The organism is Cyclobacteriaceae bacterium (assembly GCA_030584025.1).
Taxonomy (GTDB): domain Bacteria; phylum Bacteroidota; class Bacteroidia; order Cytophagales; family Cyclobacteriaceae; genus UBA2336.
In genome coordinates this window covers 3,465,356-3,490,307 of sequence record CP129487.1, presented here as the reverse complement: position 1 = coordinate 3,490,307, position 24,952 = coordinate 3,465,356, and the positions used below count along the sequence as shown (strand labels likewise).

Below are 24,952 nucleotides of genomic sequence, written 5' to 3'. Positions count from 1 at the left end.
AATGAATCCTATTCTTTATATTCTTCAGCAGGTACACCCACTTTCAATGGAAACGCAAGAGGCCTTTTCCTCCATCCTACATACCAAACAGGTTAAGCGAGGCGATCACCTGGTTCGGATCGGTCAGGTACCGGAGAATTTTTACTTTGTGGTAAAAGGTCTGGCACGTGTTTATTATTTACGGAATGATCAGGACATAACCGATTACTTTGCCATCGATAATCAGTTTATCGGTGCGTTGCCCGCCTTGTTCAGTCAGCAACCTTCGCACAAGGCCATAGAAGTGTTGGAAGATTCAACCATTAGTTACTTCTCATACGCTGCTTTCGATAAGCTGTGCGAACAACATCACGATCTTGAACGTGCTTCGCGTAAAATGACGATTTACGGAATGCTTGAGGGGCAACAACGCATAGAAAGCATTCGGTTTTTATCGGCTAAGGAACGCTACGAAGAATTAGAAAAGCTGTATCCCGGTATAACCAATCGGGCACCGTTAAAACACATTGCTTCCTACCTCGGCACAACACAGGTAAGCATCAGCCGCATTCGCGCAGGCAAGCAATAATTTAACATATGTAAAATTCCTGACCGCAAGGTTAGCGTATAAGCAAGTGATGAATAACAAGATTTTAATTCTGGGTGGCGGTATTGCTGGGCTGACCACCGCAATTGCCTTGCAACGTAAAAACATCGACTTCACCGTGTACGAGGCGGTTCCTGAAATCAAAGCCATTGGCTCGGGCATAAGCCTGGCGGGCAATGCCATGAAAGTATTGGAGCAACTTCAGGTGGCGGAACAGGTAAAAGCGCGCGGGCACCTGATCACATCCATGATCATTCAAGACGAAAAAGGCAACTACATTTCGGCACTCGATACACGAAAGTTTACCCGGGAATATGGAATGTACAATGTAGCCATTCACCGGGGTGCATTGCATGAAGTGCTGCTGGGAGAAATACCACCCGGCCGAATTCAAACGGGGAAAAAAGCAATCGGTTTTAACGAAAAGGAAAACAGCGTTGAGCTGAAGTTTGACGATGGCACGAAAGCTGAGGGTGCGGCTGTTATTGTTGCGGATGGCATTCACTCGACAATACGCAAACAACTACTACCCAACTCAACACCGCGTTACGCAGGTTATACTTGCTGGCGCGGAATTGTTGAAAATACGTGGGGTATTGAAGATCAGGCGGTGGAGGCCTGGGGCACCACAGGCAGGATTGGATATGTTCCCATTGGCGATAACAAGGTGTATTGGTTTGCCTGTAAAAATGCGCCTTATCAGGATGAGCGCATGAAACAGTTATCGCGTGAAGCACTGAAGAAAAATTTTGAAAGCTTCGCACATCCTGTTCCGCAAATCATTGAACAAACACCAGTGGAAAATATTATCTGGAATGATATTGTAGACCTGAAACCCATACCGAGGTTTGCGTTCAACCGTCTACTGTTGATTGGCGATGCTGCACATGCCACTACACCAAACCTTGGGCAAGGTGCCTGTTTGGGTATAGAAGATGCACTGTCCATTGCTGAATTATTGGAACATCATGAAAATCCTGTAAAAGCTTTCGAAGCTTTCGAACAAACAAGGTTAAAGCGTGCGCACTTTATCGTTAACACAAGTCATCGGGTTGGCAAGCTGGCGCAGGTAGAAAATCGTTTTCTTGTCAGGTTAAGAAATGCACTTTTCCGGTTGCTTCCCGAATCAATTAACGAGCGCCAGTTGAAGCAGGTACTGGCCATTACTTCATAAAACTTTTGTAGCTGACTTGCCGTAAAAGGATAACCCATCAATCCTTTCGAATATGAGTTTGCTTTTTGGCACCACGGCAATAGGCTTTGTTTTACTTACCGCATTATTTTATGGACTCGTCTTGCGCCACCTGCGTGCTGCATTGGTTAAAACCGGCTGGACTGAAGAAAAGCAAAAGAGAATCCGCACCGGAGCTTTCATTACAATTATGGTTTGGTCGATACTTGTGGCGGCAGTGGCACTTACTGGCTTGGCGGGAAAGTTTGAATTGTTTCCGCTTAACATTGCCCCAATGCTGTTCATTCCCCTTGCCGGGATATTATGGATTACATTTTCTGCAAGAACAAAGGAAATTCTTAAACATGTACCCATTCGTGCGCTTACCTCACTTCAGGTGTTCCGTGTTTTTGTAGAGATATTATTGTGGATGTTATTTATTCAAAACCTGTTACCAGAACAAATGACGTTTGAAGGAAGGAACTTCGATATCCTTGCCGGTATCACTGCGCCATTGATGGCGTACTTCTTTAGTGAAAACAGAAGAGTGATGATCGTATGGAATCTGTTAAGCCTCGCGTTGCTGATTAACATTGTAACCATCGCCATCCTGTCAATGCCTTCGCCTTTTCGTGTATTTTTTAATGAGCCGGGCAATACCATTGTCACTACATTCCCGTTCATCTTTCTCCCTACGTTTTTAGTGCCGCTGGCGTATGGGTTGCATTTCTTTTCGTTGCGAAAGCTGTTAATGAAGGAATAAATTCCTTGCGTGCTTTGCGAACCTCTTGGCGATCTTTGCGTGAAAAAATTCAAAAAGAGTCAGATAAAAACTTTATACTGTGGTGTAAAAAAAGAGGCTTTCGCAAGCCTCTTAATTAGTTTGATATATAAGTTGAATAAATTACTTCTTCGGCTTATTCAGTTTATCCAGTTCCGGTAATTTAAAATTATCCAACGGACTCGGTTGTTTCATCATTGCTTCAATGTCGGCTGTAGTACGCGGTGCAAATGTGGATAAGTGCTCGCATCCTTCTTTTGTAGTGAGGTAATCATCTTCAATGCGCACGGCTATGCCCCACCACTTCGGATCTTTGGTGGTGTTTTCCTGAATGTAAATGCCGGGCTCAATGGTAAACGTCATGTTCTCCTCCAAGTCACGTAGGCCGCGGTCGTGTACATCCAACCCGATGTGGTGGCAGCAACCATGCGGGTAATACCTGCGTGCTTCCTGATCGGTAGTGATAATACCCAACTCCTTCAAACCTTTCGTGATCACCTGCATGGTGACATCGCTTAACGAACTGAAGCTTACGCCTGGTTTACAAATTTTCATAGCTGCTTCCTGAGCTTCCAGCACTAAATCATAAATCTGTTTTTGTTCTGGCGAAAATTTTCCACCCACCGGAATGGTACGGGTAATGTCGGCTGTATAGCCGTGGTATTCGGCACCCAGATCCATCAGAATCAATTCTTTCGGGTCAAGTGCTGGTTTGTAGTTATCAATGTAGTGCAGAATGCAGCCGTTATGTCCACCGCCTACAATCGAGGGATAGCCCACATCTTCGGCCTGGTATTTTTTAAACACGTATTCGTGTATGCCCTGAATTTCGCGTTCACTCATGCCGGGTTTCATCGCCTTCATTACTTCAGCCTGGCCCACACATGAAATGGTAACAGCCTTGCGGATCATGTCAATTTCTTCCGGAGTTTTTACACCGCGTAGTTCGGCCATGATGCGATAAAGCCCACGGGTATTTAAATTGTTCTGCGGTTGTTCACGTTGTACACTGAGTGCATCCTTGCGGGGGTAATTTACTTTTACTTTGAACTGCTCAATCAGGTCGTATAAATCCGAGGAATCGCGTGGCTCGTTGCGCACATCGTTTTGAAAATCAAAAAACAAGATCTGATAAAATGATGCGAAGTTTACGTTGTACTTTTTGAACTCCGTATTATTAAAGGCCTGTTGAATGCCCAATTGATCTTTCGTGCCCAGGTTACCGAGTCTGCGGCCTGTCCACATTTCCATGATTGGATTTTTAGGCTGCACAAAAATGATTTCATCATACGCATCGCCATTGGCGGCTTTCTGCATGTCTTTGAACACGAGCAATACGGCATGCGGTTCGCGGTAGCCGGTTAAATAGTAGAAGTCCGTATCCTGATGATACACATAGTCGACATCGTTACTGCGATTGCGCACAGCATTGGCAAAGAATACGGCCACCGAGTTGGCGGGTAATTTTTCGCGCAGTTTTTGCCTGCGTTCTTTGTGCCACTCTTTACTTAAGAAATCAGAAGGCATGTTTGGGTTTTGGGCAAACGCCATCCCATTCAATACCATTAAAGCGATTAAAACGATACGGTTCATCATAGTCAAAAATTTTGAAGACTCAATAACGGAAAAGTTTCAGTATGGAAAAAGTGAAGTGGGTTGAGCGGTTCAGGCAATGGTTTTCTCCATGATCATAAACTCCAATGGTTTTTTCGGAAACCCGAAGCGGGGATCAGTGAACGCAAAGGGCTTACGTCTGCCTGAATCGTGGTAGCCGTGGCGCACATACCAGTCAATTAACTCTTTTCGGTCGGTGAGCACATTCATAAAAATGGCATGGCAATTCTGTTTCGCTGCTTCTTCTTCCGATGCCTTCAATAATGCCTTGCCTATGCCTTTACCTTGAATGGTTGGGTTAACGGTGAGCATGCCGAGGTAGAGTTTATCATTTTCTTTGCGCAACTCTACACAACCAATAATCTTTCCGTCCTCCACATATTTCAAAATCATGCTTCCGGGTGTATCAATTACGGCCTTTAATAATTCAGCATCTGTGCGTGAGCCGTCAATCAAATCGGCTTCGGTAGTCCAGCCTTGCCGGCCCGTATCGCCCCGGTAGGCAGCGTTGACCAATACACTCAGTTCAGGTGCGTCTTCGGGGAGGGCAGGGAGGATAGTAGGCATAGTTGATGTTGATCACGTTAAATTTAGAGAAAGTTAGTCTTTCAATTTAATGCGATCACACATCTGCAGTAGCGTTATGCAGAGAAAATGTTTTGAAAACGACTAACCGGATTTATGAAAAGTGGCCACCAAGGCTCCAAGACACAACGTTTTTTAGCCAGCTGATTAGAAAGCTATTATTTCTTGGTGATTTAGTGTCTTAGTGGCAGAATTGCGTAACCCATCCCGGTTTCAGCGAACTCCGCGGTTAAAAATCTTCACCTATCAGATTTAAAATTGTTCTTCAATTAAGCTGCGCAGCTGACGGTCATTAAATAGGGTCGGCACGCGGCACTCAGTTTCTTCTGCTCGCTAAGAACCTCTTCTAAGGGTAAACTCAGTTCTTTGTGGTAGATTTTATAAATCAATTGCCATTCAACTTTTTCCATAAATCCATCTGCATTGGCGATCACGCACATCCACGCAATGCAACGAATTTGCTCTGCACGACTCATGCTTTTGAGTGCTTTAATCGCCTCGTTTAAAATTGTGGCTCTGTTTTCAGTCTTCAATACAAGCAAGGTCTCTGCAAACGTACGCGCTTCAATGCCCTCAACCGAACACATGGCATCACCAATGGCTTCTTCTTTGGGTTTGACGGTTCCGTCAACCGAGGCTAGCAAAAAATACAGTTTCGATAGAGTGGTCTTGTTTTTCATAATCCTGATGTAAGGTATTTCCCATTATATCAAAATTGTACCAAGTCCAAAATGGGCCAAAAACGCAATAATTAAGGCATGAAGGCTGCAATGGCATCCCAATATGGGATAAGTAGTTTTCAAATTGTGCGAAAGGGAATGTAAGGAATGAGAGGGATGGGTGATATTTAGAACGATCCCTAAAGGGGTCTTGTCCAAATTCAAGACTGCCATAAACTCCAAGGCTCATAGACTTGGGTCCAAAGTAAATAAAGGCCAACGTTAATTAGTCCTGTCAGTATTAGCTTTATTGTAAGGTTACGGTTTTCAGTCTTTGAATAGCTTATTTTCCAAATAGCTAATGTCACCATAAACGATGCTAAAACAGGAAACATTAAACCTTGTTTGTCTCTAACTTCTCCATAATAGAATGTCGAACCATAGTAAAGTTCATACCATTGAAGAAAGCCAGTTGCGAGGGCACTAAATATGTAAACTACTAGTATTTTCTTATTCTGTTTGAATTTGTCGAATGCTAATAGCAGAAAACAGGTGATGAAAATGGTCCGAGTGATAAGTGATGCGATAGAAATTTTTATTATTCCCGCATTGTTGTCAAACTCCTTGAATGGATTGTCTTGGATATAATTGGGATTCTGCAAGTGATAAAAATAAAGACACAGTCCAACGACACTTAACAAGGTCAGGAATGCCAAGACGGCCTCAAAAATATTTGTTTTAAATTTTGTCAATGGTGTGGCGTCTTTTCGAGTTGGCTATAACTCACGAATATAATCAACTTCAACTTTCCCACTGGTGCTACAGTTTGAGCTAATTCCCGTTCGACTTTATAAACTCGTCCTTCCAGCTTATAAAAACAGTCGTATTTTGGGGTAACGTGCCTGTTTCTTTGAGGCAAAAAGGAAAACTATGGAAACAACACTTACTCAATCTACCCGAAGGCACGACCTCGACTGGCTCCGGATTATCGCCATTTTAATATTGCTTTTCTTTCACACCGGCATGTGGTTTAACCCGTGGGACTGGCACGTGAAGAACAACGAACTCAGCGGCAGCTTCCGCTACTGGATGATCTGGCTGCATTTCTGGCGCATGCCACTGTTGCTCTTTATCTCCGGTGCCGGAACGTACATGGCGTTGGGTAAACGCACCATAAAACAATATGCGGGTGAACGGTTCAAGCGATTATTTATTCCCCTGGTGTTCGGAATGTTTGTGGTTGTGCCGCCTCAGATTTATTACGAGCACATCGCGGAATACAACGGCTACCTCGATTTCTATAAAACGGTTTTCAATTTTGTTCCCTACCCGGAAGGAAGTTTTAGCTGGCACCACCTGTGGTTTATTCTTTACCTGTTGTTGTATTCGTTACTGCTCATTCCGTTTTTTAAATTTATCCGTTCGGATCGTTCGGCCAATTTTAAAAGTAACGTTAGCCGCTGGTTGTCGAGCCCGGCAGGTATGTTGCTGATACCTTCTGTCATTATCATTTTCACCCAAGCTGTTTTGCGTCCGTACTTTCCGGATGAGACACACGACCTCACCGACCTGGGCTTTTTTGTTTTCTACATGTGCTTCTTCTTTTTTGGGGTGTTGTTCTATTCCGATAGAAATCTTTGGCTGTCCATCGGGCAAAACCGGAAGCATTTATTGGTAGCCGCCCTGTTTGTGTTGATTCCCTTTTACCTGTTGTATTTTCACTTTCGTGGGATTGTTACATTTCCCTGGCCGGAAGACACCATCGAGACACTATTTGATATTACCGGCATGTTCATGAGTTGGTTTACGGTGCTTACCGTTATCGCATACGGACAACATTATTTGAATAAACCACATCCGTGGATCAGCAAGCTCAATGAAGGGTTGTATCCATTTTACATTCTGCACCAAACGGTAATCATTGCCATTGGGTATTACATCTGTCAACTCGATTGGAGTATTGCAGCCAAGTTTTGGTCGATTGCCATGCTTACGCTGATCAGCTGTGTAGGATTTTATTTGCTGCTGATCAGACCGTTTAATGCAATGCGTTTTTTGTTTGGGATGAAACCCAAGTAGCGTTTATTACCCTTTATTTAACCGCAGAGATACGCAGAGTTTACGCAGAGGTACACAGAGAGAAATGTTTTGTGAAAGACTAACAACTGATCACCAACTCCGCGGCTCTCTGCGAGTGCTCAGCGTACTCTGCGGTTAAAAGGAACTGCAGTTTAAAAAGAATTCTCTATCTTCATACTCGCTATGAAAAAACTTCAGTTTGGTTTGTTTGTAATGGTTCTCTTCTCGGCTTGTACCGAGCCTCCCAAAGAACCTGTTGTGTGGAAATCCATCGAAAAGGATTTGCAGGCGCAATTTATAATGGCCCAGGATGGCGATGTGATTGAGCTTCCTGAAGGCAACTTCATGTTTACCCGCACGCTGAGTATGGATGGAAAATCGAACATTACCATTCGGGGTAAGGGCATGGATAAAACCATTCTATCCTGGAAAAACCAAACCGAAGGCGCGCAGGGCATGCAAATCAGCAATGGGAAAAATATTGTATTGGAAGATTTTTCGGTGGAGGATGCCAAAGGCGATAACCTGAAAGTGAATGATACAAATGGCATTACGTTGCGCAGAATCCGTTCGGTATGGGCCGAGGGACCAAAAACCGAAAACGGTGCCTATGCCCTTTACCCGGTGCTCTGTAAAAACGTATTGATGGAAGAATGCATTGCTATGGGCTCATCCGATGCCGGCATTTATGTGGGGCAGTCGGATTCGGTTATCATACGAAACAACAAAGCCTATTGGAATGTAGCGGGCATTGAAAGTGAAAACTCAAAATGGGTAGAGATTTATGGGAACGAAGCATACGACAACACCGGTGGCATTCTTGTTTTTGATTTACCCGGTCTCACCACGTATGGCCATTCCACGAAAGTGTACAAGAACACCATTCGCAGCAACAACCATAAAAATTTTGCACAGAAGGGAAACATTGTGGCCAGCATACCACCGGGTTCAGGCATGATGGTGTTGGCTACACACGACCTGGAGATTTACGACAATGACTTTAAAGACAACACAACAGTGGGTGTTGCTATTGTGAGTTATGAGTTGGTAGCCGCATTGAATGAAGGCGAGCAGGAACAGGAAAGCTCAATAGGTGGTGTGCAAACAGTAAACAACAACTACAAAGCCGACTCTTTATATAATGCGTTTCCATATAATATTCATATTCGCGATAACCGGTTCTCCAACAAACATTGGTTCCCAACCTTTCAGAACGATATCGGTAAACTGTTGGCCATGAAGTCGATGTTTAACCCACCTGATATTGTGTATGATGGAATACCTGACCCGGAGCGCAGCGAACGCGGCATCTGTATAAAGGAAAATGAAAAAATTATCTTCATTAACCTGGATGCGGCCAATGAGTTTAAGGGCTTGTCGAAAGATGTGAAGACCTTTGCATGTGATGATGAGAAAACGCTTTCGTTGAAGTGAAAATAATTTATGCTATAGTGTTGTGTATGCTGGTGCTTTCGTGCACCCAGCAGAAACCTGAAGTAATTGTGGTGGAAGAAGAATCGTTGAGTGGAACAACGCTTGCTTCGCTGGGCGAGGAAAAACTTTCGGCTTACGGATTTTTTAAAGGAGAGTTGAAAAATCTTGAGCCCGCAGAAGGTGTGATTCATTATGAACTGAACTCACCTTTGTTCAGTGATTATGCATACAAGAAGCGCTTTATCAAATTCCCGACAGGCACCTTTGCCAACTACAGTGCTGATGATGTGCTGGATTTTCCGGAGGGCACGGTGCTGATCAAAAACTTTTATTACCCGGCTGATTTCAGAAAACCGGATGAAAACATTCGCATTCTTGAAACCCGATTGCTGATGCTCGAAAAGGGCACATGGATAGCGTTGCCCTACATCTGGAACGATGAACAAACCGAAGCATACCTGGATGTAAGCGGAAAAAATATTGATGTACGCTGGACACACGATGATGGAACCGTAAAACAAGTAAACTATTCTGTTCCGAACATGAACCAGTGCAAAGGGTGCCACTTGCGGGGCGATAGGGTAATGCCCATTGGGCCAACAGCCCGTCAATTGAATGGATCGATAAGGGGAGAACAGAAAAATCAACTGGAGCATCTTGCTGCCTTGGGTTTGCTTCATAACCTTCCACCCATTAACACCGTGGCGCGTTTGGTGGATTACGATAATGCAACGGAACAACTTGATTTACGTGCCCGTGCCTGGCTTGAAGTAAACTGTGCACATTGCCACAGGCATGACGGCCCGGCAAAAACAAGTGGCCTGCATTTACTAGCTGATGTGAAAAACCCGTTTGAATTGGGTGTGGGCAAACCGCCCGTTGCAGCCGGTCGCGGTTCGGGTGGACTGAACTACGACATTGTTCCGGGCAAACCGGAGCAGTCCATTTTATATTACCGCATCAAATCCGATGACCCGGGCGTGATGATGCCCGAGCTAGGAAAGAAGTTGGTGCACGAAGAAGGAGTGAAGTTGATTGAGCAGTGGATTAGGGAGATGAGGTGAAACTTAGTTTGGATCACTTGTCAATAGTTTTAAAAGTTTCATGGCGGTTCTGAGAACTAAATTTTCGAGGAGAGCATCCTAATATTAAAATTTTTTATGATTCATCTTTACTTATTAAGGCCGTTCCAATTTATTATCTTGATTTTAGTTGTTTTTGGATGTGTAACTAAGGACCACAATGAGAATAAAGTCAGAATACAAATCAATAGTAAGACCCAGTTAAATGCTGAAGTCAAATTGAGTAGTTACACTTTGATAGATCAAAATATGTTGACTGAGTCTAAAACTGATTCAAGCGGCTTTTGTCTGGTTGAGTTGACAATTCAGGAACCTACATTTGCCTTAATTCAAATTGGAAAAAAATATGGTGAAGTGTTTCTCTCACCTGGATATAACATTACTGTAAATGAAACAGATCATAATTATAAGGTGCCGCTAACCTTCTCTGGCAAAGGTGCCGATGTAAATAATTACGTTTCATGGATAAACTCTAACGTGGAGAGTATTAAATGGGCAAACGGAAGAGGGTTGTTTGATTTAACCAAAGAGGAATTTGAGGTTCGATTTGATTCGTTAAAGAGAACAATATCTGATTTTCATTTGGCTTACATTGATTCCATCAATCTGACGGATACAATGATTTCAGTTTTGGACATGAAGAATAAGGTTAAGTTCGTTGCAGTTCAACAAGAGTATCAGCTTTACCAATTGATTCAATTATCGAATGAAGTGCGTGCGGAACATGATTTTAAAGACCAAAGTGTTAATTTGATTTTTGATTCACTCCTTTTAACTGATAGGTATTCCGATTTTTACATAATGTTAAATTTTTATTGGCGAGCAAGAATTGAGTCGACTGTTGCGAAATATTCCCAAACTAGCCAGGAGCATACAATTCCTTTGATAACGAATTCTTTGATTACAGAGGAAGAGTATCCGGAAAGTATTAGGGAGTTTCTAATGGCACTTAATCTTCAACACTGGCTTTCAATATTTGGTCTTTCGCAAGAAACCGATTCGGTTTATAAGATATTTAAAATGCGCTATTCAAAATCAAGATTTCTACCAACTCTTCAAAATGTGTACGATGAATGGCTTGCTGTGCAACCCGGTCAGCCTGCTCCGGACTTTATTGCTTACACAAGTGATGGGAATAAAGTTGCCAAAGAAGACTTCAAAGGTAAATTAGTATACATGGACGTATGGGCAACGTGGTGTAATCCTTGTATTGCTGAAATACCAGCATCAAAAAAATTACAAGCTCATTTTATAAATGAAAATCGAGTTTTATTTGTGAATGTGTCTGTCGATAATGATGAATCCGCGTGGTTGAATTTTCTTGCAAAAGAAAAGGACTGGCCGGGTTTACATGTGCGACTTGAACCAAGAGAGATTGAATCGTTTTATAGGAAATTTAAGTTATATGGAATTCCGGGTTATGTTTTAATTGATGAGAATAACAATATAATCAATATAAGGGCTCCTCGACCCTCTGAAATAAAGATCAAGGATGAAATTGAGGGTCAACTTAGGAGATTTAGTTCTAACTAATCATTGAACTACATTCAACGAATTCCGTTAACATTCCATGTGAAGTGAACCAGTTTTCCAAAGTTTACACCTCTCCCAAATGGATCAAAGCAACCTTCTTCGGTTGGTTTCTGGGCATCATCCTGATTCTCGTATTGTCATCTTTATTCGATGCAATAGGCATTGAAGGCTTTCAGTTTTTTCTGGGCATTGGTATTGGCGCAGGGGTTGGGTTTATGCAGGGCAGATTACTGCGAACTACAACATTTGTTAACAAGCCTTGGCTATGGGCGTCCATTATCGGAATGGGGTTGCCATTCATGATTTCCGATCTGCTTATCCTTTATGGAGATCTTTCCCTGGGCTCTTACTACATCCCGGTTTGCATTGCATCAGGCAGTGTTTTGGTTAGCATGCTACAATTTTTTTATCTGAAGAAGGTTTCACCAAAAGCCGTGCTTTGGATTTTAGGTTGCTGCCTCGGTTGGATGTTGGCTGGCATCACTGTGTTTGCTGTTGATTATACGAATCATATCGCTGATCACGTGATGGTTCAATTCTTTTTGAACCTGTTTTTGATTCTGGGTGGTGGCGTTGTGCTGGGGCTGGTTACCAGTCCGTTTCTACGGGTGATTTTGCGAAAGGATAATTTGTCGTAATCGACCCTTCATTTGTCGTTTTTGTACATCCTTGAAATGATTTGAGTAGTGTAGGTTTGTATTACCAATTCGAACATAACCCCAAAGCCATGACAGCAACAGAAAAAACCACCATCACCATAAGCGCAACCATTAATGCTCCGGTTGAAAAAGTATGGGCGCTGTGGACAGATCCTCAGCACATTGTGAAATGGAACAATGCATCAGACGACTGGCACACGCCACGGGCAACAAACGATTTACGTGAAGGCGGAAAATTTGTATCGCGCATGGAAGCACGTGATGGCAGTATGGGTTTTGATTTTGAAGGCGTTTACAGTTTAGTAAAGAAACACGAACAAATTGCATATGCCATGAGCGATGGCCGCAAGGTGAACATTGTGTTTGAACGCAAAGAAAAAACAACCGAGATAACAGAAACCTTTGAAGCCGAACAGATGAACCCCATTGAAATGCAACGCGAAGGCTGGCAGGCTATTCTCAATAATTTCAAGAAGCATGTTGAGGAATCGCCCAACATGGAAAAGATGAAGTTTGAAATCACCATTCATGCACCGGTTGAAAAAGTATACAGCACAACCATTCATGAAAAAAGTTATGCGGACTGGACGGCAGAGTTTAATCCCACTTCACACTTTGAAGGATCGTGGGAGAAGGGTTCGAAAATTCTTTTTCTCGGTACTGATCAGGAAGGAAAAGTAGGCGGCATGGTAGCCCGCATCAAGGAAAACATCCCGAACAAATTCATCTCTATTGAACATTATGGTGTGGTGGGTAATGGTAAAGAAGTTACCAGCGGACCGGAGATTGAAAGTTGGGCCGGAGCACACGAGAATTACAGCTATGCGCATAACGGAAATAATACCGTTATGACCGTAGAGGTAGATACGAATTATGAATACATGGATTACTTCAATGAAGCATGGCCAAGAGCATTGAATAAACTCAAATCAATCTGTGAAGCTTAAGTCAATTAGGAAATACGAATTTTCAACCTTTAAACTTTGAATCACAATGGCAACTGTAGGCACCTATCTCAACTTTGCAAACAACACAGAGGAAGCATTCAATTACTACAAATCCATTTTCGGTGGAGAATTTGTTGGCCAGATAAATCGGTTTAGCGACACCCCTCCGATGGAAGGCATGCCACCCATTGCCGAGCAGGACAAGAAGTTGGTGATGCATGTTGAACTTCAGATTCTGGGCGGCTTTCGCCTGATGGGTTCCGATGCGCCTGCGTCATTGGGGTTTAGCATTAACAAGGGCAACAACGTACACATAAGCCTGCATCCCGATACACGCAAGGAAACCGAGCGTTTGTTCAAAGCACTTTCGGAAGGCGGACAAGTAACCATGGAATTGGCAGACATGTTTTGGGGCTCGTACTATGGAAGCTGTACCGACAAGTTTGGTGTGCAATGGATGTTGAATTGCGATGAGAAAGCAAGCTGATCCGGTAGCGCAATACATCAAGGGATTTCCTGAAGAAATCCAGGAGAAGCTGAAACAGCTTCGCGCCATCATTCGCAGCGCAGCGCCAAAAGCGGAAGAATACATCGGCTATGGATTGCCAGGATACAAAGCATTCGGAAAACCACTCGTGTATTTTGCCGGGTTCAAGAATCACATTGGTTTGTATGCATTGCCTTCAGGACATAGCCAATTCAAGGAGAAGCTTTCCAAATACAAAGGCGGAAAAGGATCAGTCCAGTTTCCAAACGATGAACCACTTCCGGTTGCGCTGATCAAGCAAATGGTGGTGTTCAGGTGGAAAGAAAACAAGGAACTTGTGGAGGAAAAAGCACAAAAAACTAAGAATGATTTTATGCATCAACTCAGTGCTCCCGCAAGAAGAGCGCTGGAAAACATGGGCATAAAAAGCCTGAAAGATTTATCGCGATATACCGAAAAGGAAATTTTAAAACTCCATGGCATGGGGCCATCCTCCATACCGAAACTAAAAGCTGCCTTGAAGAAAAGCGGCTTGCAATTCAAAGAGAAGTAAACGAATCAGTATCCATTCGATATGAAAAACCCGATCTATCCTTGTCTTTGGTTTGACGGACAAGCCAAAGAAGCAGCAACACTTTATGCGTCTGTTTTTCCGGGAACAAAAATCACAGCCGATACACCCATGGTGGTAAGTATTGAGTCGGCTGGCCAGAAGTTTATGTTTCTTAACGGTGGTCCACAGTTTAAACCCAATCCATCCATTTCTTTTTATGTGGTATGCGAAACTAAAAAAGAAGTGGATGTTGCCTGGAAAAAATTGTCAGCGGGAGGAAATGTACTGATGCCGTTAGACAAGTACGATTGGAGCGAACACTATGGCTGGGTTCAGGATAAATTCGGTGTGAACTGGCAATTGTCGTTTGGAAAACTTGCCAGTACCGGTCAAAAATTTTCGCCTACGTTAATGTTTACAGGCGCTCAACACGGCAATGCAGAAAAGGCCATCAACTTTTACGCCTCTGTTTTTTCTCCTTCATCGGTAGTGGGTATTTTACGATACGCAGAAAAGGATGGTGACGTGCCCGGCACAATAAAGCATGCCCAGTTTACGCTTAACGGTTATGTAATGATGGCGATGGACAGTTCCTTGATGCATCAGTTCGGCTTTACGGAAGGTGTATCGTTTGTGGTGGATTGTGAAACACAGGAAGAAATTGACTATTACTGGAACAAACTCACGGAAGGCGGTGAAGAGAGCATGTGCGGTTGGCTGAAAGATCAGTTTGGTGTTTCGTGGCAAATTGTTCCGGCTATCTTACCCGATCTGATGCGTGATCCGGTAAAAGGTCAGCGCGTGGTGCAGGCTTTTTTGAAAATGAAGAAGTTTGATATTGAGGCGTTGAAAAAAGCTTACGAAGGAGATTCTGCTCAGAAGTAAGTAATTCTAAAATTCTTTTTTGATCTTGTACGGCCAAAGCCACTAAACGTGAACGAAAATCCCGCTAACCTGCAAGAAACAGTTGCACCACGTCCTTCCATTTGGCAAGAACTAGGCAACGCCATTCGTGGCACTGAAGCTGATTACACGCAAATAGGCCTTAGGCGAGCCATCTTCTTGTTGGCTGTTCCTATGATTCTGGAGTTGGTGATGGAATCAACGTTTGCCGTGGTAGACATTTATTTTGTCGGCAAACTTGGTCCATCTGCAGTAGCAACCGTTGGCCTTACGGAAACATATCTCTTCCTCCTGTATTCCATCGGCATGGGATTGGCCACAGCTGTTACGGCAATCATTGCGCGAAGGGTAGGTGAAAAAAATATGGATGATGCTGGCCTGTCTGCCATTCAATCTGTTTTTCTGGCGTTACTGGCATCTGTTCCCTTTGCTATAGCCGGAATTTTTTATTCGAAAGAATTATTGCAGTTAATGGGTGCTGATGCGTGGGCCATCAGCGAAGGTTACCGGTACACGCAATGGATGTTGGGCAGCAATGCGGTAATCATGTTGTTGTTTGTGATCAATGCCATTTATCGCGGTGCAGGTGATGCCGCCATTGCCATGCGCATTCTCATTATCTCTAACACCATTAACATTGTACTTGATCCCTTGCTGATTTTTGGTTGGGGATTTATTCCAGCCTTTGGTATTGAAGGTGCTGCCATCGCTACAACCGTTGGCCGGGGCGTTGGCGTACTCATTCAGTTGTGGATATTATTCAATGGTGGAAAGCACATTCGCGCCAGCCTCACACAATTTTACTGGGATGGAAAAACCATACTGCACATTTTCAAAACATCATTGGGTGGCATTGGCCAAATGATTGTAGCCATGACCTCCTGGATTTTTCTCATGCGCATTTTGTCGGATGTAGGTAGCGAGGCAGTAGCGGGAGCGACTATTGCCATTCGCATCATGATGTTCACCATGATGCCGGCTTGGGGATTATCCAATGCTGCAGCCACGTTGGTGGGACAAAACCTGGGTGCTGGTAATCCCGATCGCGCAGAATCCAGCGTGTGGAAAATCGGATCGTACAATATGATTTTCCTGATCGGTGTATCGGTGATTTATTTTGTGTTCAATGAAGAGTTGATGAAAATTTTTACTGATGATGTCACTGTTATCGCGATGGGTGCAGAATGGATACAAATTCTCTCATACTCATTTTTTGTGTACGGTTGGTGGATGGTAGCCACACAGGCATTCAATGGATCGGGCGATACGCAAACCCCTACCAAAATCAACCTTGTATTCTTCTGGATGATTCAGATTCCGTTGTGCTGGTATCTCGCTATTAAATTAGATTGGCAACAATCGGGTGTGTTTTGGGGCGTGTTTATTTCTGAAACATCGGTGGGTTTGTTTACGTTGTGGCTATTTACACGTGGTGGTTGGAAGAAGACGAAAGTCTGAAATCCGATAACATAAAAATCAGTCATGCTAAAAAATTATTTCAAAATCATCGTCAGAAGTTTTTCGAAAAACCGGGGATTCAATTTTCTTAACCTGAGTGGATTGGCTATTGGCTTTACGGCCTGTATGCTAATTGTAATCTACGTGATTTATGAAACAAGCTTTGACAATTTTCATACGCAGGCCGAACGGATTTATCGCCTGACGGTTCATTATACTTCCGATACTGGCTATGATACGCACTTTGCCCGCGTGGATGCGGATTGGACTAAATCAATTCCGGATGAAATTCCTGAAGTAGAGAAATTGGTTCGCTTTCAAAATCATGAACCAAAATTTGTGCGGATTGGTAACGAAAAGTTTACACCGCAACATGCCTATTCAACCGATCCGTATGTATTTGATGTTTTTGATTTCAACTTGTTGAAAGGCGATCCCAAAACCGCTCTTGCTCAACCTTACTCCGTGGTCTTAACACAATCCATGGCCAAAAAATATTTCGGAGATGAGGATGCGTTTGGTCGCGACTTGATCATTACACGTTACTGGGACACGGATGAAGAAGTATACAAGATAACCGGTATTATGGAAGACCTGCCGGGTCACACGCATCTTCCCGTTGATATGCTGTTTTCTTTTCGAAATGAGGAGGATCGGGGATGGTGGGCATATACATACTTGCTGCTGAAGGAAAATACGACTGTTGCTGGATTGAAAGAAAAAATTGAAGACCTGATGGTGAAGAACCAAGGCGAACAAAGCAGGGCTGGAACCGAATATGTGTTATGGCCGCTGAAGGATATTCACCTGCACTCCAACCTGGCACGTGAAGTATTACCCAATGGAGATAACGCAAACGTGAAAATTTTTACTGGCGTGGGCATTTTTATTTTATTGCTGGCCATGATCAATTTCATAAACCTGAACAGTGTGATTGCGATTGGCCGGGCAAAAGAAATCGGTATTCGTAAGGTAATGGGCTCCGGACTTCGTCAAGTGGTTTTCTATTCGCTTACAGAATCTACTGTGCTTTGTGCCATCGCTGCGATATTGGCTACTGGACTTACTTATTTGGTTTACCCGTATTTTAATCAGGCACTGAATGTTTCGAATTTGTTGAGCTGGGAGATTATGTTGATTGGGTTGGGAAGTGTGGTGTTGACAACTGGAATCCTTTCAGGCTTTTATCCTGCTTTTGTGCTTTCTGCAGTGAAGCCGGTAAACGTAATGAAGAGCACTAAGGCGGTAACGATGAAAGGAAATTCTTTCGGTATATCCTTTAGGAAGGCTTTAGTCACAGCACAGTTTGGCATCTGCATGCTGTTGGTGGGAAGTGCAATCATTGGTCGGCAACAGTTTCTTTACCTGAAAGAAAAAAACCTGGGAATGAAAAAGGAACAGGTTTTAGCGCTGACTGCAGTACCCGATACCGTAAAAGATAAATTCAAAACATTTAAGGATGAACTTAGTGGTAAACCGGGTATTGAAGGTGTTACGGCTTGCCTTGAAGTTCCTTCACGTGAAATCCGCGATGGTGGAAACGTGTGGTACGAGGGCATGACCGGAACTGTGATTGAAGCGCCAATCATGGATATCCAGGTAATTGACCATGACTTTATTAATGTGATGGGATTGGAGTTGTTGGCAGGCGAGCCGCTGTCAAAAACCTTAACCTATGATCCGTTGCCTGAGTTTACAGGTACCGAATCCATTCAGCAGTATCTCATCAGCAAAAAGCGCGAATACATTATTAATGAAACCGCTATGCATAAATTGGGTTGGACCGATCCACATGAAGTTATTGGAAAGCAAATTAGCTGGACACAAGGAACGTATAGCCTGGACAAAGGCCCTGTTGTTGGTGTGGTAAAAGATTTTCATCAGGAAACATTGAAGAACGCGGTTGATCCGGTTGTTATGGTATTTGAACCTTTGTGGTTGCGCACATTTTTAGTGAAGCTTTCCGCAGACCAGATCAGTGAGCATGTAGCCGAAGTTGAGAAAACATGGAATACATTATTTCCGCAGTATCCTTTTGAATATGTGTTTTTAGATGAACTCTTCGACAAACTGTATAAGCAAGAGCGAAACCAGCTTAATGTATTGTTTACGTTCAGCGGCCTGACCATCATTATAGCATTTTTAGGATTATTTGGTTTGGTGGCCTATTCATTAAAAACCCGCACCAAGGAAATTGCTGTGCGCAGGGTATTTGGAGCAAGTCAGGTTCGTCTCATAAAATTGTTTGGTAAGGAGTACGTGGTGGTAATGCTGATGGCAACTTTAATTGCTGTTCCTGTGAGTTATGTGTTTATCTCTTCCTGGTTGCAGGATTATGCCTATCGGGTTGATGTTTCATGGGGATATTATGGTGTAACCCTTTTGCTGATCGTAGCGCTTATAGGAGTTACGATTATGTATCATACCCTTAGAACTACTTCCGTAAACCCCACCATAAGTTTGCGTGAAGATTAATGACGCACCTGCATCGGACTGATACCAAAGCGTTTTTTGAAGGCAGTAGAAAAATGGTTGGGATATTTGTAACCTACTGTTGATCCCACTTCTTCAACGCAATACTGGCCGGTTTGTAATAACTGCAGTCCGTGTTCCAATCTTTTGTTAAGCAGGTATTCGAATACAGTGGTGTTGAAATTTTCTTTGAATCCTTTTTTGAGTGAGAACTCATTGATGCCAAAATGCCGGGCAATATTTTTCAAGGAATGATCTTGCAGGAATGTTTGATCCAGATATTGCCGGATACTTTGAAACAATTCGATTGTGATTGGGTTTGCTTTTCCTTGAAGTACATTCACCGTGCTGTTCAGTTGAAGTGCAATAAGCTCATGCACTTTCGCTTCAATCAGCAATTTTTTCAATGAACCACTAATTGGGCTGTCAAAAATAGAATGAATCACGCGCATCATGGGCAGCGACAACTGGAATTCACCGGTGTAAAAAACCTGGCTGTCCAATAGCTTCTGTTTCATTTCAGCCGACCATCTTTCTGAATCACAGAGTAGCGAAGTGTAATAATCACGCTTAACCTCAACATGAACGTTAACAAAGGTGCGCTGCATGCTCAGGTGATACTCTTGACCGGGCAGGTACACCTGGTGAAACGTTTTCGGGTTCAGGTGTGCGCTTAGTTTCAGATGCTGAAAGTGTGCGCCCATTTCTCCATCCACCGACATGCAGTGATGAACATTGTCGCGGAGCGAATGGTCAGTAAAATGAACGTTAACCTTCCGGTTGAAATCGGCTTTGTGTTCAAATACCCGAATATGCCCCAGGTCAATGCTTCGTTCGCGCCAAAAGCCAAAGTCGGGATGAAGGCGCTCGGCAACCTGAAAACAATCGGTTTCCTCCTGACGGATGGTATGGCTCAAAAATTCATCAACCGGAATAACCGGAGCGGTTTTCATAAACTCCCTTTAGCGTATAAGATGCTCCGTTTAACGTAGGCCTTTGTTTTTGGTTTCTACGTTTTTAGCCCTTAAACGAACATTTTAACGTATGTTAATTAGAATTTTAAAGGGTACGGGTATTGCCCTCCTCTCCATTGGTATATTGATAGTCGGGGTATATGGCTACATGTATTACCAGGTTCAAACCCGCATCAATCAGAAATATGTTGTGCAGGCACCGGTGTTGAATATCCGGTACGACAGCGCCCAACTAGCCTGTGGCGAACGACTGGCGATTGTAAAAGGCTGCCGCGATTGTCATGGTGACGATATGGGCGGGAAGGTTTTTGTAGATGATCCCGGCTTGGGTTTACTCATCGGTAAAAACCTGACCAAAGGCAAGGGCGGCTTGCCCAACGATTACAGCACGGAAGATTGGGTGTTGGCGTTGAAGCACGGCATCCGCAGAGACGGAAAAACGTTGCTGTTCATGCCCTCGTATGAGTTTACGCACTTAAGTGAAGAAGACATGAGCGCGATCATTGCGTATGCGCAAAGCCTGCAACCGGTTGACCGCAAACTGCCCGACCACAACCTGAAGCCACTCAGTTATATTCTGGCATCGCTGGATAAACTGCCGTTGATTGTGGCTGAGAAAATTGATCACTCAACCGAACTGATCAAGCAGGTTAAGTCAGAAGTGTCTGTTGATTTCGGCAAATACCTTTCTACTTCATGTACAGGTTGCCACAGACCCAACATGAAAGGTGGCGATCCGATTGCTCCGGGGTTTCCGGTAGTGCCCGATGTAACAACATCCGGTAATGTGGGCAAATGGACAGAAGATCAGTTTATCACCGTGTTGCGCTCCGGCAAAACTCCGGAAGGAAAAGAGATTGATCCGAAAAATATGCCATGGCCCATGACGGCCGCCTACACCGACACAGAATTAAAGGCCCTGTACGCCTATTTGAAAAGCATTTAAATTAATTAGTCATGAATACAACCAATCGTTACAACAGTTTTAACCAGGTACACAAAGGCTTACGGGCATTTTTATACGATACCGCATTGACATTACAGCAAACCGATCTGGCCGATGCAAAAGCCGGAGAAGCTGCCATGCAACAGGTAGAGGATGTGCTGGTGTTGTTTGAAAGTCATGCGCATAATGAAGATGAATTTTTCAATCACCCGCTGGAAGAAACGAACCCAGAAGTAGCTAAAATGTTTGAAAAGGAACACGAAGAAGATCACCGGCTTGGGCAGGTACTTACCGACCTGATTGCGCAATGGCGCGAAGAGCCAGACGATCATGCGCGCGCCATTACCGGAAGAAATTTATTCTATGCGTTCAACGAATTTATTGCATTCAACCTGTACCACATGAACAAGGAAGAGATTGAGTTGAATGCCGTGTTGTGGAAACAATATTCCGATGCTACCATAAAAGCTACCGAGCAGGCTTTGGTCCAAGCTGTGCCTCCTCAGAAAATGATGAAGTATGCCAAATGGATGGTGCGTGGTATCAACAACACCGAGTTGATAAAATGGCTGCAGGAAGTTCGCGCGTTTGCACCAGCCGAGTTGTTAACGGCTTTGCTCGCGCTAATTGAGCAGGAGTTGTCTACTGAGCGCTTTGACCGGGTAATGCGCGGACTAGACAAACCAACCGTTGTGTTGTAACTTATTCCAGCTCGCGAATTTCAAAATCTTTTCCCTGGCCAAATTTGATCAGGTCTTTCAGCAGGTAGCGTTCCAAGGTGTGAATGTTCTTCACCTTGAAGTCGCCATTGCCTAAAATGTGCTCTACTACAAACTCATTAACTTCACCGTAGTTGATGAGTTTGTATTTTTTGCCTACGCGTAAAACATCCAATGATAGACCGGCCATTACCTGAGCCGTGAAAGATCAAGCTCAAAACCGGGGAGGAGTTCAGTGCCGGAAATGTTGGATGCGAATCCTGAAATTTCCTGAACGGTGTTACCAGAGTAGATGTAAGTCTTTTCTTCTATCGGATCAATTAACCACGCCAGCGTGCAGCCATTACTCACCCATTTTTCCATTTTCAACTTCAGTTGTTGAAGCGAATCCGATTTGGATCGAAGCTCAATAACAAAGTCAGGGCAAACCGGTGCGAATTTTTCTTTTTCTGTTAAGCTTAACGCATCCCATTTTTCCTTTTTTACCCACGATACATCGGGTGATCGCATGGATTTATCTGGTAATCTGAAGCCTGTTGCAGAGTCGAAGCCATACCCAAGGTCCGGATGAGTTTCAACCCACTGACTAAAAATTCCTGTAAGTTTAAAGTTTAAATTTCCTGTTATTCCCCCAGCTGGTGACATAATTATAAGTTGACCATTTTCATCACGTTCAATACGGAGTTCTTTGTTGGCTGCGCAGAAGGCAAACAACTCATCATCTGTCATCGGGTATTGCTCCGGTATTTTCAGGATCAAGTCTTCCATGTACTAAAATTAACAAAACGCTTCTACAAATCCTCCTCCCGTTCCAGCATCAGTATGGATGATTGCGGAACAATAAAATATTTTTCACTCTCGTACATCACTTCAATGGCGCCCTTCTGCACAAAAATGGCCAGGTCGCCTTCCTGTGCCTGAAGCGGCAAATACTTCACCTGCTCATCGCGGCCTTTCCACATATCGTCTTCATCGGCTGGTAAGGGCAACGGATAACCCGGCCCCACTTTAATCACATAACCACTTTGGATTTTTTCTTTTTCCTGAACACCCGGTGGCAGGTAAAGTCCGCTGTCGGTTTTATCGGTTTGTTTGCCGGGCTTGATCAGTACCCGGTCGCCCACTACAATGAGTTTTTTCAGTTTATTGTCGGCTGTAAGTTTCATGGAGCAAAAGTAATAGCTAGGCCAACAATAGTCGATAGTCCATGGTCGATAGTCAGGTAGAAATTCTACAGGCTATCGACTATGGACTGAGAACCATCGGTACGTATTACTTCCTTCCCAGCATCCAGCCAATCACCCCACCGGTTATGGCCATCATAATCCCGGATACAAACGGATCAATTAACGAAATGGTAAGGTTGGAGATATTCATGGTGCCATACATGCCCAGGTTAAAAGCAAAACCGAGAATGAGCCCGATGATCAGGCCTGCAGAAAAACCACCGCCAAACGTGGTGATGTTAGCCCACTTGCCGAAGACGTACACGAGGAAATACGCCTGAATACATTACCCACAATAAGTGCCCACCACACCATGTCGGTTTCAGCGCGCATCACATTGGTGGCCGAGCCAGCGTTTTCAGCATAAAAACCCATGAGCAGGAAACCATAGAACAGCCAGCCCAGCAGAAAGAACACAACGAACCCGACCAGGGTTGCGAGAATACGTTTTTTAGCGTCCATACAATTAAAAGGTTTAGGTTTAAGGAGAGGGAAGTTAAGGAATTTTTGAGAATCAAGTTTTGCGAAGAATGCGAACAACTGAGTGCTGAAAAGTCTTTAGCGAATACCTGCTTACTAAAAACCGTTAATCTTTAGTATCACTTCTTCAAATGACCCCTTAGCTATTATTCTCCCCTTTCCATCGATTAAATAGTGCATGGGAATACCGTGAATATAATAGTCCTGTGCTATTTTATTATTTGTTCCCATTAAATCGCATGTATTTATCATATTGGATAGTCCATCTTTTTCAACAGCTTTGTTCCACTGATCTTCATTGGTGTCGAGGGACACATTAATTATCACGATATTTCTATTACTCTCATGTAATGCTTTAATATTTTTATTCTCTTCTCTACATGGCCCGCAGGTTGATGACCAAAAGTGAAGAAGAACGGTCTTATTTTGGAACTGGGATAATTTAATCAGATTCCCATTCATATCTTTTGATTCAAAAGATGGGGCAACTTCGCCAATCTTAACACTTAACTCTTTATTTATGTGATTCCCGATTTTTGATCCCTCTATTGAGTATTTAACTAAGCCGTCCAATTGAAGAAATAATTCTCGTGTCTTATTGAGGTCTATAAGGTTACTCTTTATTAAATACTCAAAGATTACAACTGCAATTGCAATTTTATCGTGGTCATTCTTTATAAATTTTTCTGTATTTAGAATGAATTCATCGTAAAGATTTTTTCGTTTGCTGAACAGCATTTCATCATCACCTGATTCATCAGTAAGCTTGTTTATGGAATCACCAAACACCTGCCACTCATTTTCAAAATTAAAAAGTTTACTATTGAGGTTTGGGTCAAAAATAAACTCTGGCTTGTTGGGATGAATGTCTCTCCAGGAGTTACCTACCACGGTGGGTTTCAATTCCTTTAGAGACATTGAGGTTAAGTCTTCGGAAAGGATCATTCGCATAGGAAAACCCCAATCATTATAGCCTCTAAATTTTATGTAGAACAAAACCGGCTCGGGTAATTCAGAGCTGTATTCAAATGAATGATTTATTATATCTAATGAGTCAATCCGGTTTGTATCTGTATTCCATAAATAGACTTTTCCTTGCTTTAAATTATCTATTCGGCATTTTAATACAGTTTGTGCAGCAGCATCAAGAAAGGAATATAAGGCTAATGCGGCTAGTAATAATCTCATACTTTGTGGTTTTGAACTTTGAAATTATCTTCCTACCGCTTCCTCATCGCCTTAAACGGAGACACCATGCCCATTGCCGAGAGGCCGCCTTCCATCTGGTCTTCATTCATGGCGGCCTGAAATTGAACGGGTGTACCGGAGTAGTTGAGTTCACCGGTGGCTTTCAGGGCGCTTTCATCCCAGTTGAAGGAATCAAACGGTAAGTCGTTGCCGTTGGCATTTAACGATGCGGTGTAACCTTCGCCATTTTTTGTTACTGTCATGATGCCGGAGAAATTACCTTCAGGCGTATCGGAAATAGCGTATTCCCATTGGCCTTCGGGCGTGGGCGCTTTTTTAGCAGATGATGTTTTTTGAGTGGTGGAACAGGCAGTCCATACAGCGGTTACCAGAATAAACAGGAAAATTTTCTTCAT

25 protein-coding genes and 1 pseudogene are annotated in these 24,952 nt (G+C 43.4%); 16 read left to right on the top strand and 10 right to left on the bottom strand.

Annotated elements, in window-relative coordinates; genetic code table 11:
- Nucleotide 1: 1 nt before the first annotated feature.
- The 3 genes from QY309_15725 to QY309_15715 are packed head-to-tail and all read left to right on the top strand — an operon-like array spanning nt 2 to nt 2,520.
- Nucleotides 2–568, top strand: a complete 567-nt coding sequence (locus tag QY309_15725) for a Crp/Fnr family transcriptional regulator (protein ID WKZ59301.1) — start codon at nt 2–4, stop codon at nt 566–568.
- A 49-nt stretch (nt 569–617) separates the two neighbouring features.
- Nucleotides 618–1,760, top strand: coding sequence for an FAD-dependent monooxygenase (locus tag QY309_15720; GenBank protein WKZ59300.1), 1,143 nt, complete (start codon nt 618–620; stop codon nt 1,758–1,760).
- Between the two features lie 52 nt (nt 1,761–1,812).
- Nucleotides 1,813–2,520 (top strand): hypothetical protein, encoded by a 708-nt coding sequence (locus QY309_15715; protein WKZ59299.1) that lies wholly within the window; start codon nt 1,813–1,815, stop codon nt 2,518–2,520.
- 141 nt (nt 2,521–2,661) lie between these two features.
- Here QY309_15715 and QY309_15710 read toward each other — a convergent pair whose 3' ends face one another.
- From QY309_15710 to QY309_15700, 3 genes are all read right to left on the bottom strand, one after another.
- Nucleotides 2,662–4,134 carry an aminopeptidase P family protein gene (locus QY309_15710; GenBank protein WKZ59298.1) on the bottom strand — a complete coding sequence of 491 codons (1,473 nt, stop codon included), beginning with the start codon at nt 4,132–4,134 and terminating at the stop codon, nt 2,662–2,664.
- Nucleotides 4,135–4,203: 69 nt separating this feature from the next.
- Nucleotides 4,204–4,719, bottom strand: coding sequence for a GNAT family N-acetyltransferase (locus QY309_15705; GenBank protein WKZ59297.1), 516 nt, complete (start codon nt 4,717–4,719; stop codon nt 4,204–4,206).
- Nucleotides 4,720–5,006: 287 nt separating this feature from the next.
- Nucleotides 5,007–5,417 carry a TerB family tellurite resistance protein gene (locus QY309_15700; GenBank protein ID WKZ59296.1) on the bottom strand — a complete coding sequence of 137 codons (411 nt, stop codon included), beginning with the start codon at nt 5,415–5,417 and terminating at the stop codon, nt 5,007–5,009.
- 909 nt (nt 5,418–6,326) lie between these two features.
- Between QY309_15700 and QY309_15695 the strand changes: the two genes are divergently transcribed.
- From QY309_15695 to QY309_15645, 11 genes and pseudogenes are all read left to right on the top strand, one after another.
- Nucleotides 6,327–7,475 (top strand): acyltransferase family protein, encoded by a 1,149-nt coding sequence (locus QY309_15695; GenBank protein WKZ59295.1) that lies wholly within the window; start codon nt 6,327–6,329, stop codon nt 7,473–7,475.
- A gap of 183 nt (nt 7,476–7,658) precedes the next feature.
- On the top strand, nt 7,659–8,909 hold the full coding sequence (locus tag QY309_15690) for a parallel beta-helix domain-containing protein (GenBank protein WKZ59294.1): 1,251 nt from the start codon (nt 7,659–7,661) through the stop codon (nt 8,907–8,909).
- The gene (locus QY309_15685; protein WKZ59293.1) at nt 8,906–9,973 is read left to right on the top strand and encodes an SO2930 family diheme c-type cytochrome; all 1,068 of its coding nucleotides are present in this window, start codon (nt 8,906–8,908) and stop codon (nt 9,971–9,973) included. The genes QY309_15690 and QY309_15685 overlap by 4 nt, the downstream gene beginning before the upstream one ends.
- A 96-nt stretch (nt 9,974–10,069) precedes the next feature.
- Nucleotides 10,070–11,524, top strand: a complete 1,455-nt coding sequence (locus tag QY309_15680; GenBank protein ID WKZ59292.1) for a TlpA disulfide reductase family protein — start codon at nt 10,070–10,072, stop codon at nt 11,522–11,524.
- A gap of 44 nt (nt 11,525–11,568) precedes the next feature.
- Nucleotides 11,569–12,162, top strand: a complete 594-nt coding sequence (locus QY309_15675) for a hypothetical protein (protein WKZ59291.1) — start codon at nt 11,569–11,571, stop codon at nt 12,160–12,162.
- 89 nt (nt 12,163–12,251) lie between these two features.
- Nucleotides 12,252–12,671, top strand: a pseudogene (locus QY309_15670) (SRPBCC family protein).
- A 505-nt stretch (nt 12,672–13,176) separates the two neighbouring features.
- Nucleotides 13,177–13,617 (top strand): VOC family protein, encoded by a 441-nt coding sequence (locus QY309_15665; protein WKZ59290.1) that lies wholly within the window; start codon nt 13,177–13,179, stop codon nt 13,615–13,617.
- A complete protein-coding gene (locus QY309_15660; protein ID WKZ59289.1) occupies nt 13,601–14,170 on the top strand; it encodes a DUF1801 domain-containing protein in 570 nt (189 codons plus the stop codon). The genes QY309_15665 and QY309_15660 overlap by 17 nt, the downstream gene beginning before the upstream one ends.
- Nucleotides 14,171–14,191: 21 nt before the next feature.
- The gene (locus tag QY309_15655; GenBank protein WKZ59288.1) at nt 14,192–15,055 is read left to right on the top strand and encodes a VOC family protein; all 864 of its coding nucleotides are present in this window, start codon (nt 14,192–14,194) and stop codon (nt 15,053–15,055) included.
- Nucleotides 15,056–15,103: 48 nt separating this feature from the next.
- Nucleotides 15,104–16,531: an MATE family efflux transporter gene (locus QY309_15650; protein WKZ59287.1), complete on the top strand. Its 1,428-nt coding sequence runs from the start codon at nt 15,104–15,106 to the stop codon at nt 16,529–16,531.
- Between the two features lie 24 nt (nt 16,532–16,555).
- Complete coding sequence (locus QY309_15645) at nt 16,556–19,006, top strand: ABC transporter permease (protein ID WKZ59286.1); 2,451 nt, start codon at nt 16,556–16,558, stop codon at nt 19,004–19,006.
- Here QY309_15645 and QY309_15640 read toward each other — a convergent pair.
- The gene (locus QY309_15640) at nt 19,003–19,956 is read right to left on the bottom strand and encodes an AraC family transcriptional regulator (GenBank protein ID WKZ59285.1); all 954 of its coding nucleotides are present in this window, start codon (nt 19,954–19,956) and stop codon (nt 19,003–19,005) included. The genes QY309_15645 and QY309_15640 overlap by 4 nt on opposite strands.
- Before the next feature lie 91 nt (nt 19,957–20,047).
- Between QY309_15640 and QY309_15635 the strand changes: the two genes are divergently transcribed.
- Nucleotides 20,048–20,923, top strand: a complete 876-nt coding sequence (locus QY309_15635; protein ID WKZ59284.1) for a c-type cytochrome — start codon at nt 20,048–20,050, stop codon at nt 20,921–20,923.
- A gap of 11 nt (nt 20,924–20,934) precedes the next feature.
- Nucleotides 20,935–21,624: a hypothetical protein gene (locus QY309_15630; protein WKZ59283.1), complete on the top strand. Its 690-nt coding sequence runs from the start codon at nt 20,935–20,937 to the stop codon at nt 21,622–21,624.
- Nucleotide 21,625: 1 nt separating this feature from the next.
- Here QY309_15630 and QY309_15625 read toward each other — a convergent pair whose 3' ends face one another.
- The 6 genes from QY309_15625 to QY309_15600 all read right to left on the bottom strand — a co-directional run bounded on the left by QY309_15625 (nt 21,626) and on the right by QY309_15600 (nt 24,952).
- Nucleotides 21,626–21,832, bottom strand: a complete 207-nt coding sequence (locus tag QY309_15625) for a hypothetical protein (protein ID WKZ59282.1) — start codon at nt 21,830–21,832, stop codon at nt 21,626–21,628.
- A complete protein-coding gene (locus tag QY309_15620) occupies nt 21,832–22,410 on the bottom strand; it encodes a Uma2 family endonuclease (GenBank protein ID WKZ59281.1) in 579 nt (192 codons plus the stop codon). The genes QY309_15625 and QY309_15620 overlap by 1 nt, the downstream gene beginning before the upstream one ends.
- Before the next feature lie 23 nt (nt 22,411–22,433).
- Nucleotides 22,434–22,808, bottom strand: coding sequence for a co-chaperone GroES family protein (locus tag QY309_15615; GenBank protein ID WKZ59280.1), 375 nt, complete (start codon nt 22,806–22,808; stop codon nt 22,434–22,436).
- Nucleotides 22,809–23,069: 261 nt separating this feature from the next.
- Nucleotides 23,070–23,330, bottom strand: a complete 261-nt coding sequence (locus tag QY309_15610) for a hypothetical protein (protein ID WKZ59279.1) — start codon at nt 23,328–23,330, stop codon at nt 23,070–23,072.
- Nucleotides 23,331–23,444: 114 nt separating this feature from the next.
- On the bottom strand, nt 23,445–24,536 hold the full coding sequence (locus QY309_15605; protein WKZ59278.1) for a TlpA disulfide reductase family protein: 1,092 nt from the start codon (nt 24,534–24,536) through the stop codon (nt 23,445–23,447).
- A gap of 32 nt (nt 24,537–24,568) precedes the next feature.
- Nucleotides 24,569–24,952 carry a hypothetical protein gene (locus QY309_15600; GenBank protein WKZ59277.1) on the bottom strand — a complete coding sequence of 128 codons (384 nt, stop codon included), beginning with the start codon at nt 24,950–24,952 and terminating at the stop codon, nt 24,569–24,571.

What these genes read in the sequence shown, in the direction of transcription:
- QY309_15725 (WKZ59301.1), top strand. Translation starts at nt 2, where the DNA reads ATGAATCCTATTCTTTATATTCTTCAGCAGGTACACCCACTTTCAATG.
- QY309_15720 (WKZ59300.1), top strand. Translation starts at nt 618, where the DNA reads ATGAATAACAAGATTTTAATTCTGGGTGGCGGTATTGCTGGGCTGACC.
- QY309_15715 (WKZ59299.1), top strand. Translation starts at nt 1,813, where the DNA reads ATGAGTTTGCTTTTTGGCACCACGGCAATAGGCTTTGTTTTACTTACC.
- QY309_15710 (WKZ59298.1), bottom strand. Translation starts at nt 4,134, where the DNA reads ATGATGAACCGTATCGTTTTAATCGCTTTAATGGTATTGAATGGGATG.
- QY309_15705 (WKZ59297.1), bottom strand. Translation starts at nt 4,719, where the DNA reads ATGCCTACTATCCTCCCTGCCCTCCCCGAAGACGCACCTGAACTGAGT.
- QY309_15700 (WKZ59296.1), bottom strand. Translation starts at nt 5,417, where the DNA reads ATGAAAAACAAGACCACTCTATCGAAACTGTATTTTTTGCTAGCCTCG.
- QY309_15695 (WKZ59295.1), top strand. Translation starts at nt 6,327, where the DNA reads ATGGAAACAACACTTACTCAATCTACCCGAAGGCACGACCTCGACTGG.
- QY309_15690 (WKZ59294.1), top strand. Translation starts at nt 7,659, where the DNA reads ATGAAAAAACTTCAGTTTGGTTTGTTTGTAATGGTTCTCTTCTCGGCT.
- QY309_15680 (WKZ59292.1), top strand. Translation starts at nt 10,070, where the DNA reads ATGATTCATCTTTACTTATTAAGGCCGTTCCAATTTATTATCTTGATT.
- QY309_15665 (WKZ59290.1), top strand. Translation starts at nt 13,177, where the DNA reads ATGGCAACTGTAGGCACCTATCTCAACTTTGCAAACAACACAGAGGAA.
- QY309_15660 (WKZ59289.1), top strand. Translation starts at nt 13,601, where the DNA reads ATGAGAAAGCAAGCTGATCCGGTAGCGCAATACATCAAGGGATTTCCT.
- QY309_15655 (WKZ59288.1), top strand. Translation starts at nt 14,192, where the DNA reads ATGAAAAACCCGATCTATCCTTGTCTTTGGTTTGACGGACAAGCCAAA.
- QY309_15645 (WKZ59286.1), top strand. Translation starts at nt 16,556, where the DNA reads ATGCTAAAAAATTATTTCAAAATCATCGTCAGAAGTTTTTCGAAAAAC.
- QY309_15640 (WKZ59285.1), bottom strand. Translation starts at nt 19,956, where the DNA reads ATGAAAACCGCTCCGGTTATTCCGGTTGATGAATTTTTGAGCCATACC.
- QY309_15635 (WKZ59284.1), top strand. Translation starts at nt 20,048, where the DNA reads ATGTTAATTAGAATTTTAAAGGGTACGGGTATTGCCCTCCTCTCCATT.
- QY309_15630 (WKZ59283.1), top strand. Translation starts at nt 20,935, where the DNA reads ATGAATACAACCAATCGTTACAACAGTTTTAACCAGGTACACAAAGGC.
- QY309_15625 (WKZ59282.1), bottom strand. Translation starts at nt 21,832, where the DNA reads ATGGCCGGTCTATCATTGGATGTTTTACGCGTAGGCAAAAAATACAAA.
- QY309_15620 (WKZ59281.1), bottom strand. Translation starts at nt 22,410, where the DNA reads ATGGAAGACTTGATCCTGAAAATACCGGAGCAATACCCGATGACAGAT.
- QY309_15615 (WKZ59280.1), bottom strand. Translation starts at nt 22,808, where the DNA reads ATGAAACTTACAGCCGACAATAAACTGAAAAAACTCATTGTAGTGGGC.
- QY309_15610 (WKZ59279.1), bottom strand. Translation starts at nt 23,330, where the DNA reads ATGGACGCTAAAAAACGTATTCTCGCAACCCTGGTCGGGTTCGTTGTG.
- QY309_15605 (WKZ59278.1), bottom strand. Translation starts at nt 24,536, where the DNA reads ATGAGATTATTACTAGCCGCATTAGCCTTATATTCCTTTCTTGATGCT.
- QY309_15600 (WKZ59277.1), bottom strand. Translation starts at nt 24,952, where the DNA reads ATGAAGAAAATTTTCCTGTTTATTCTGGTAACCGCTGTATGGACTGCC.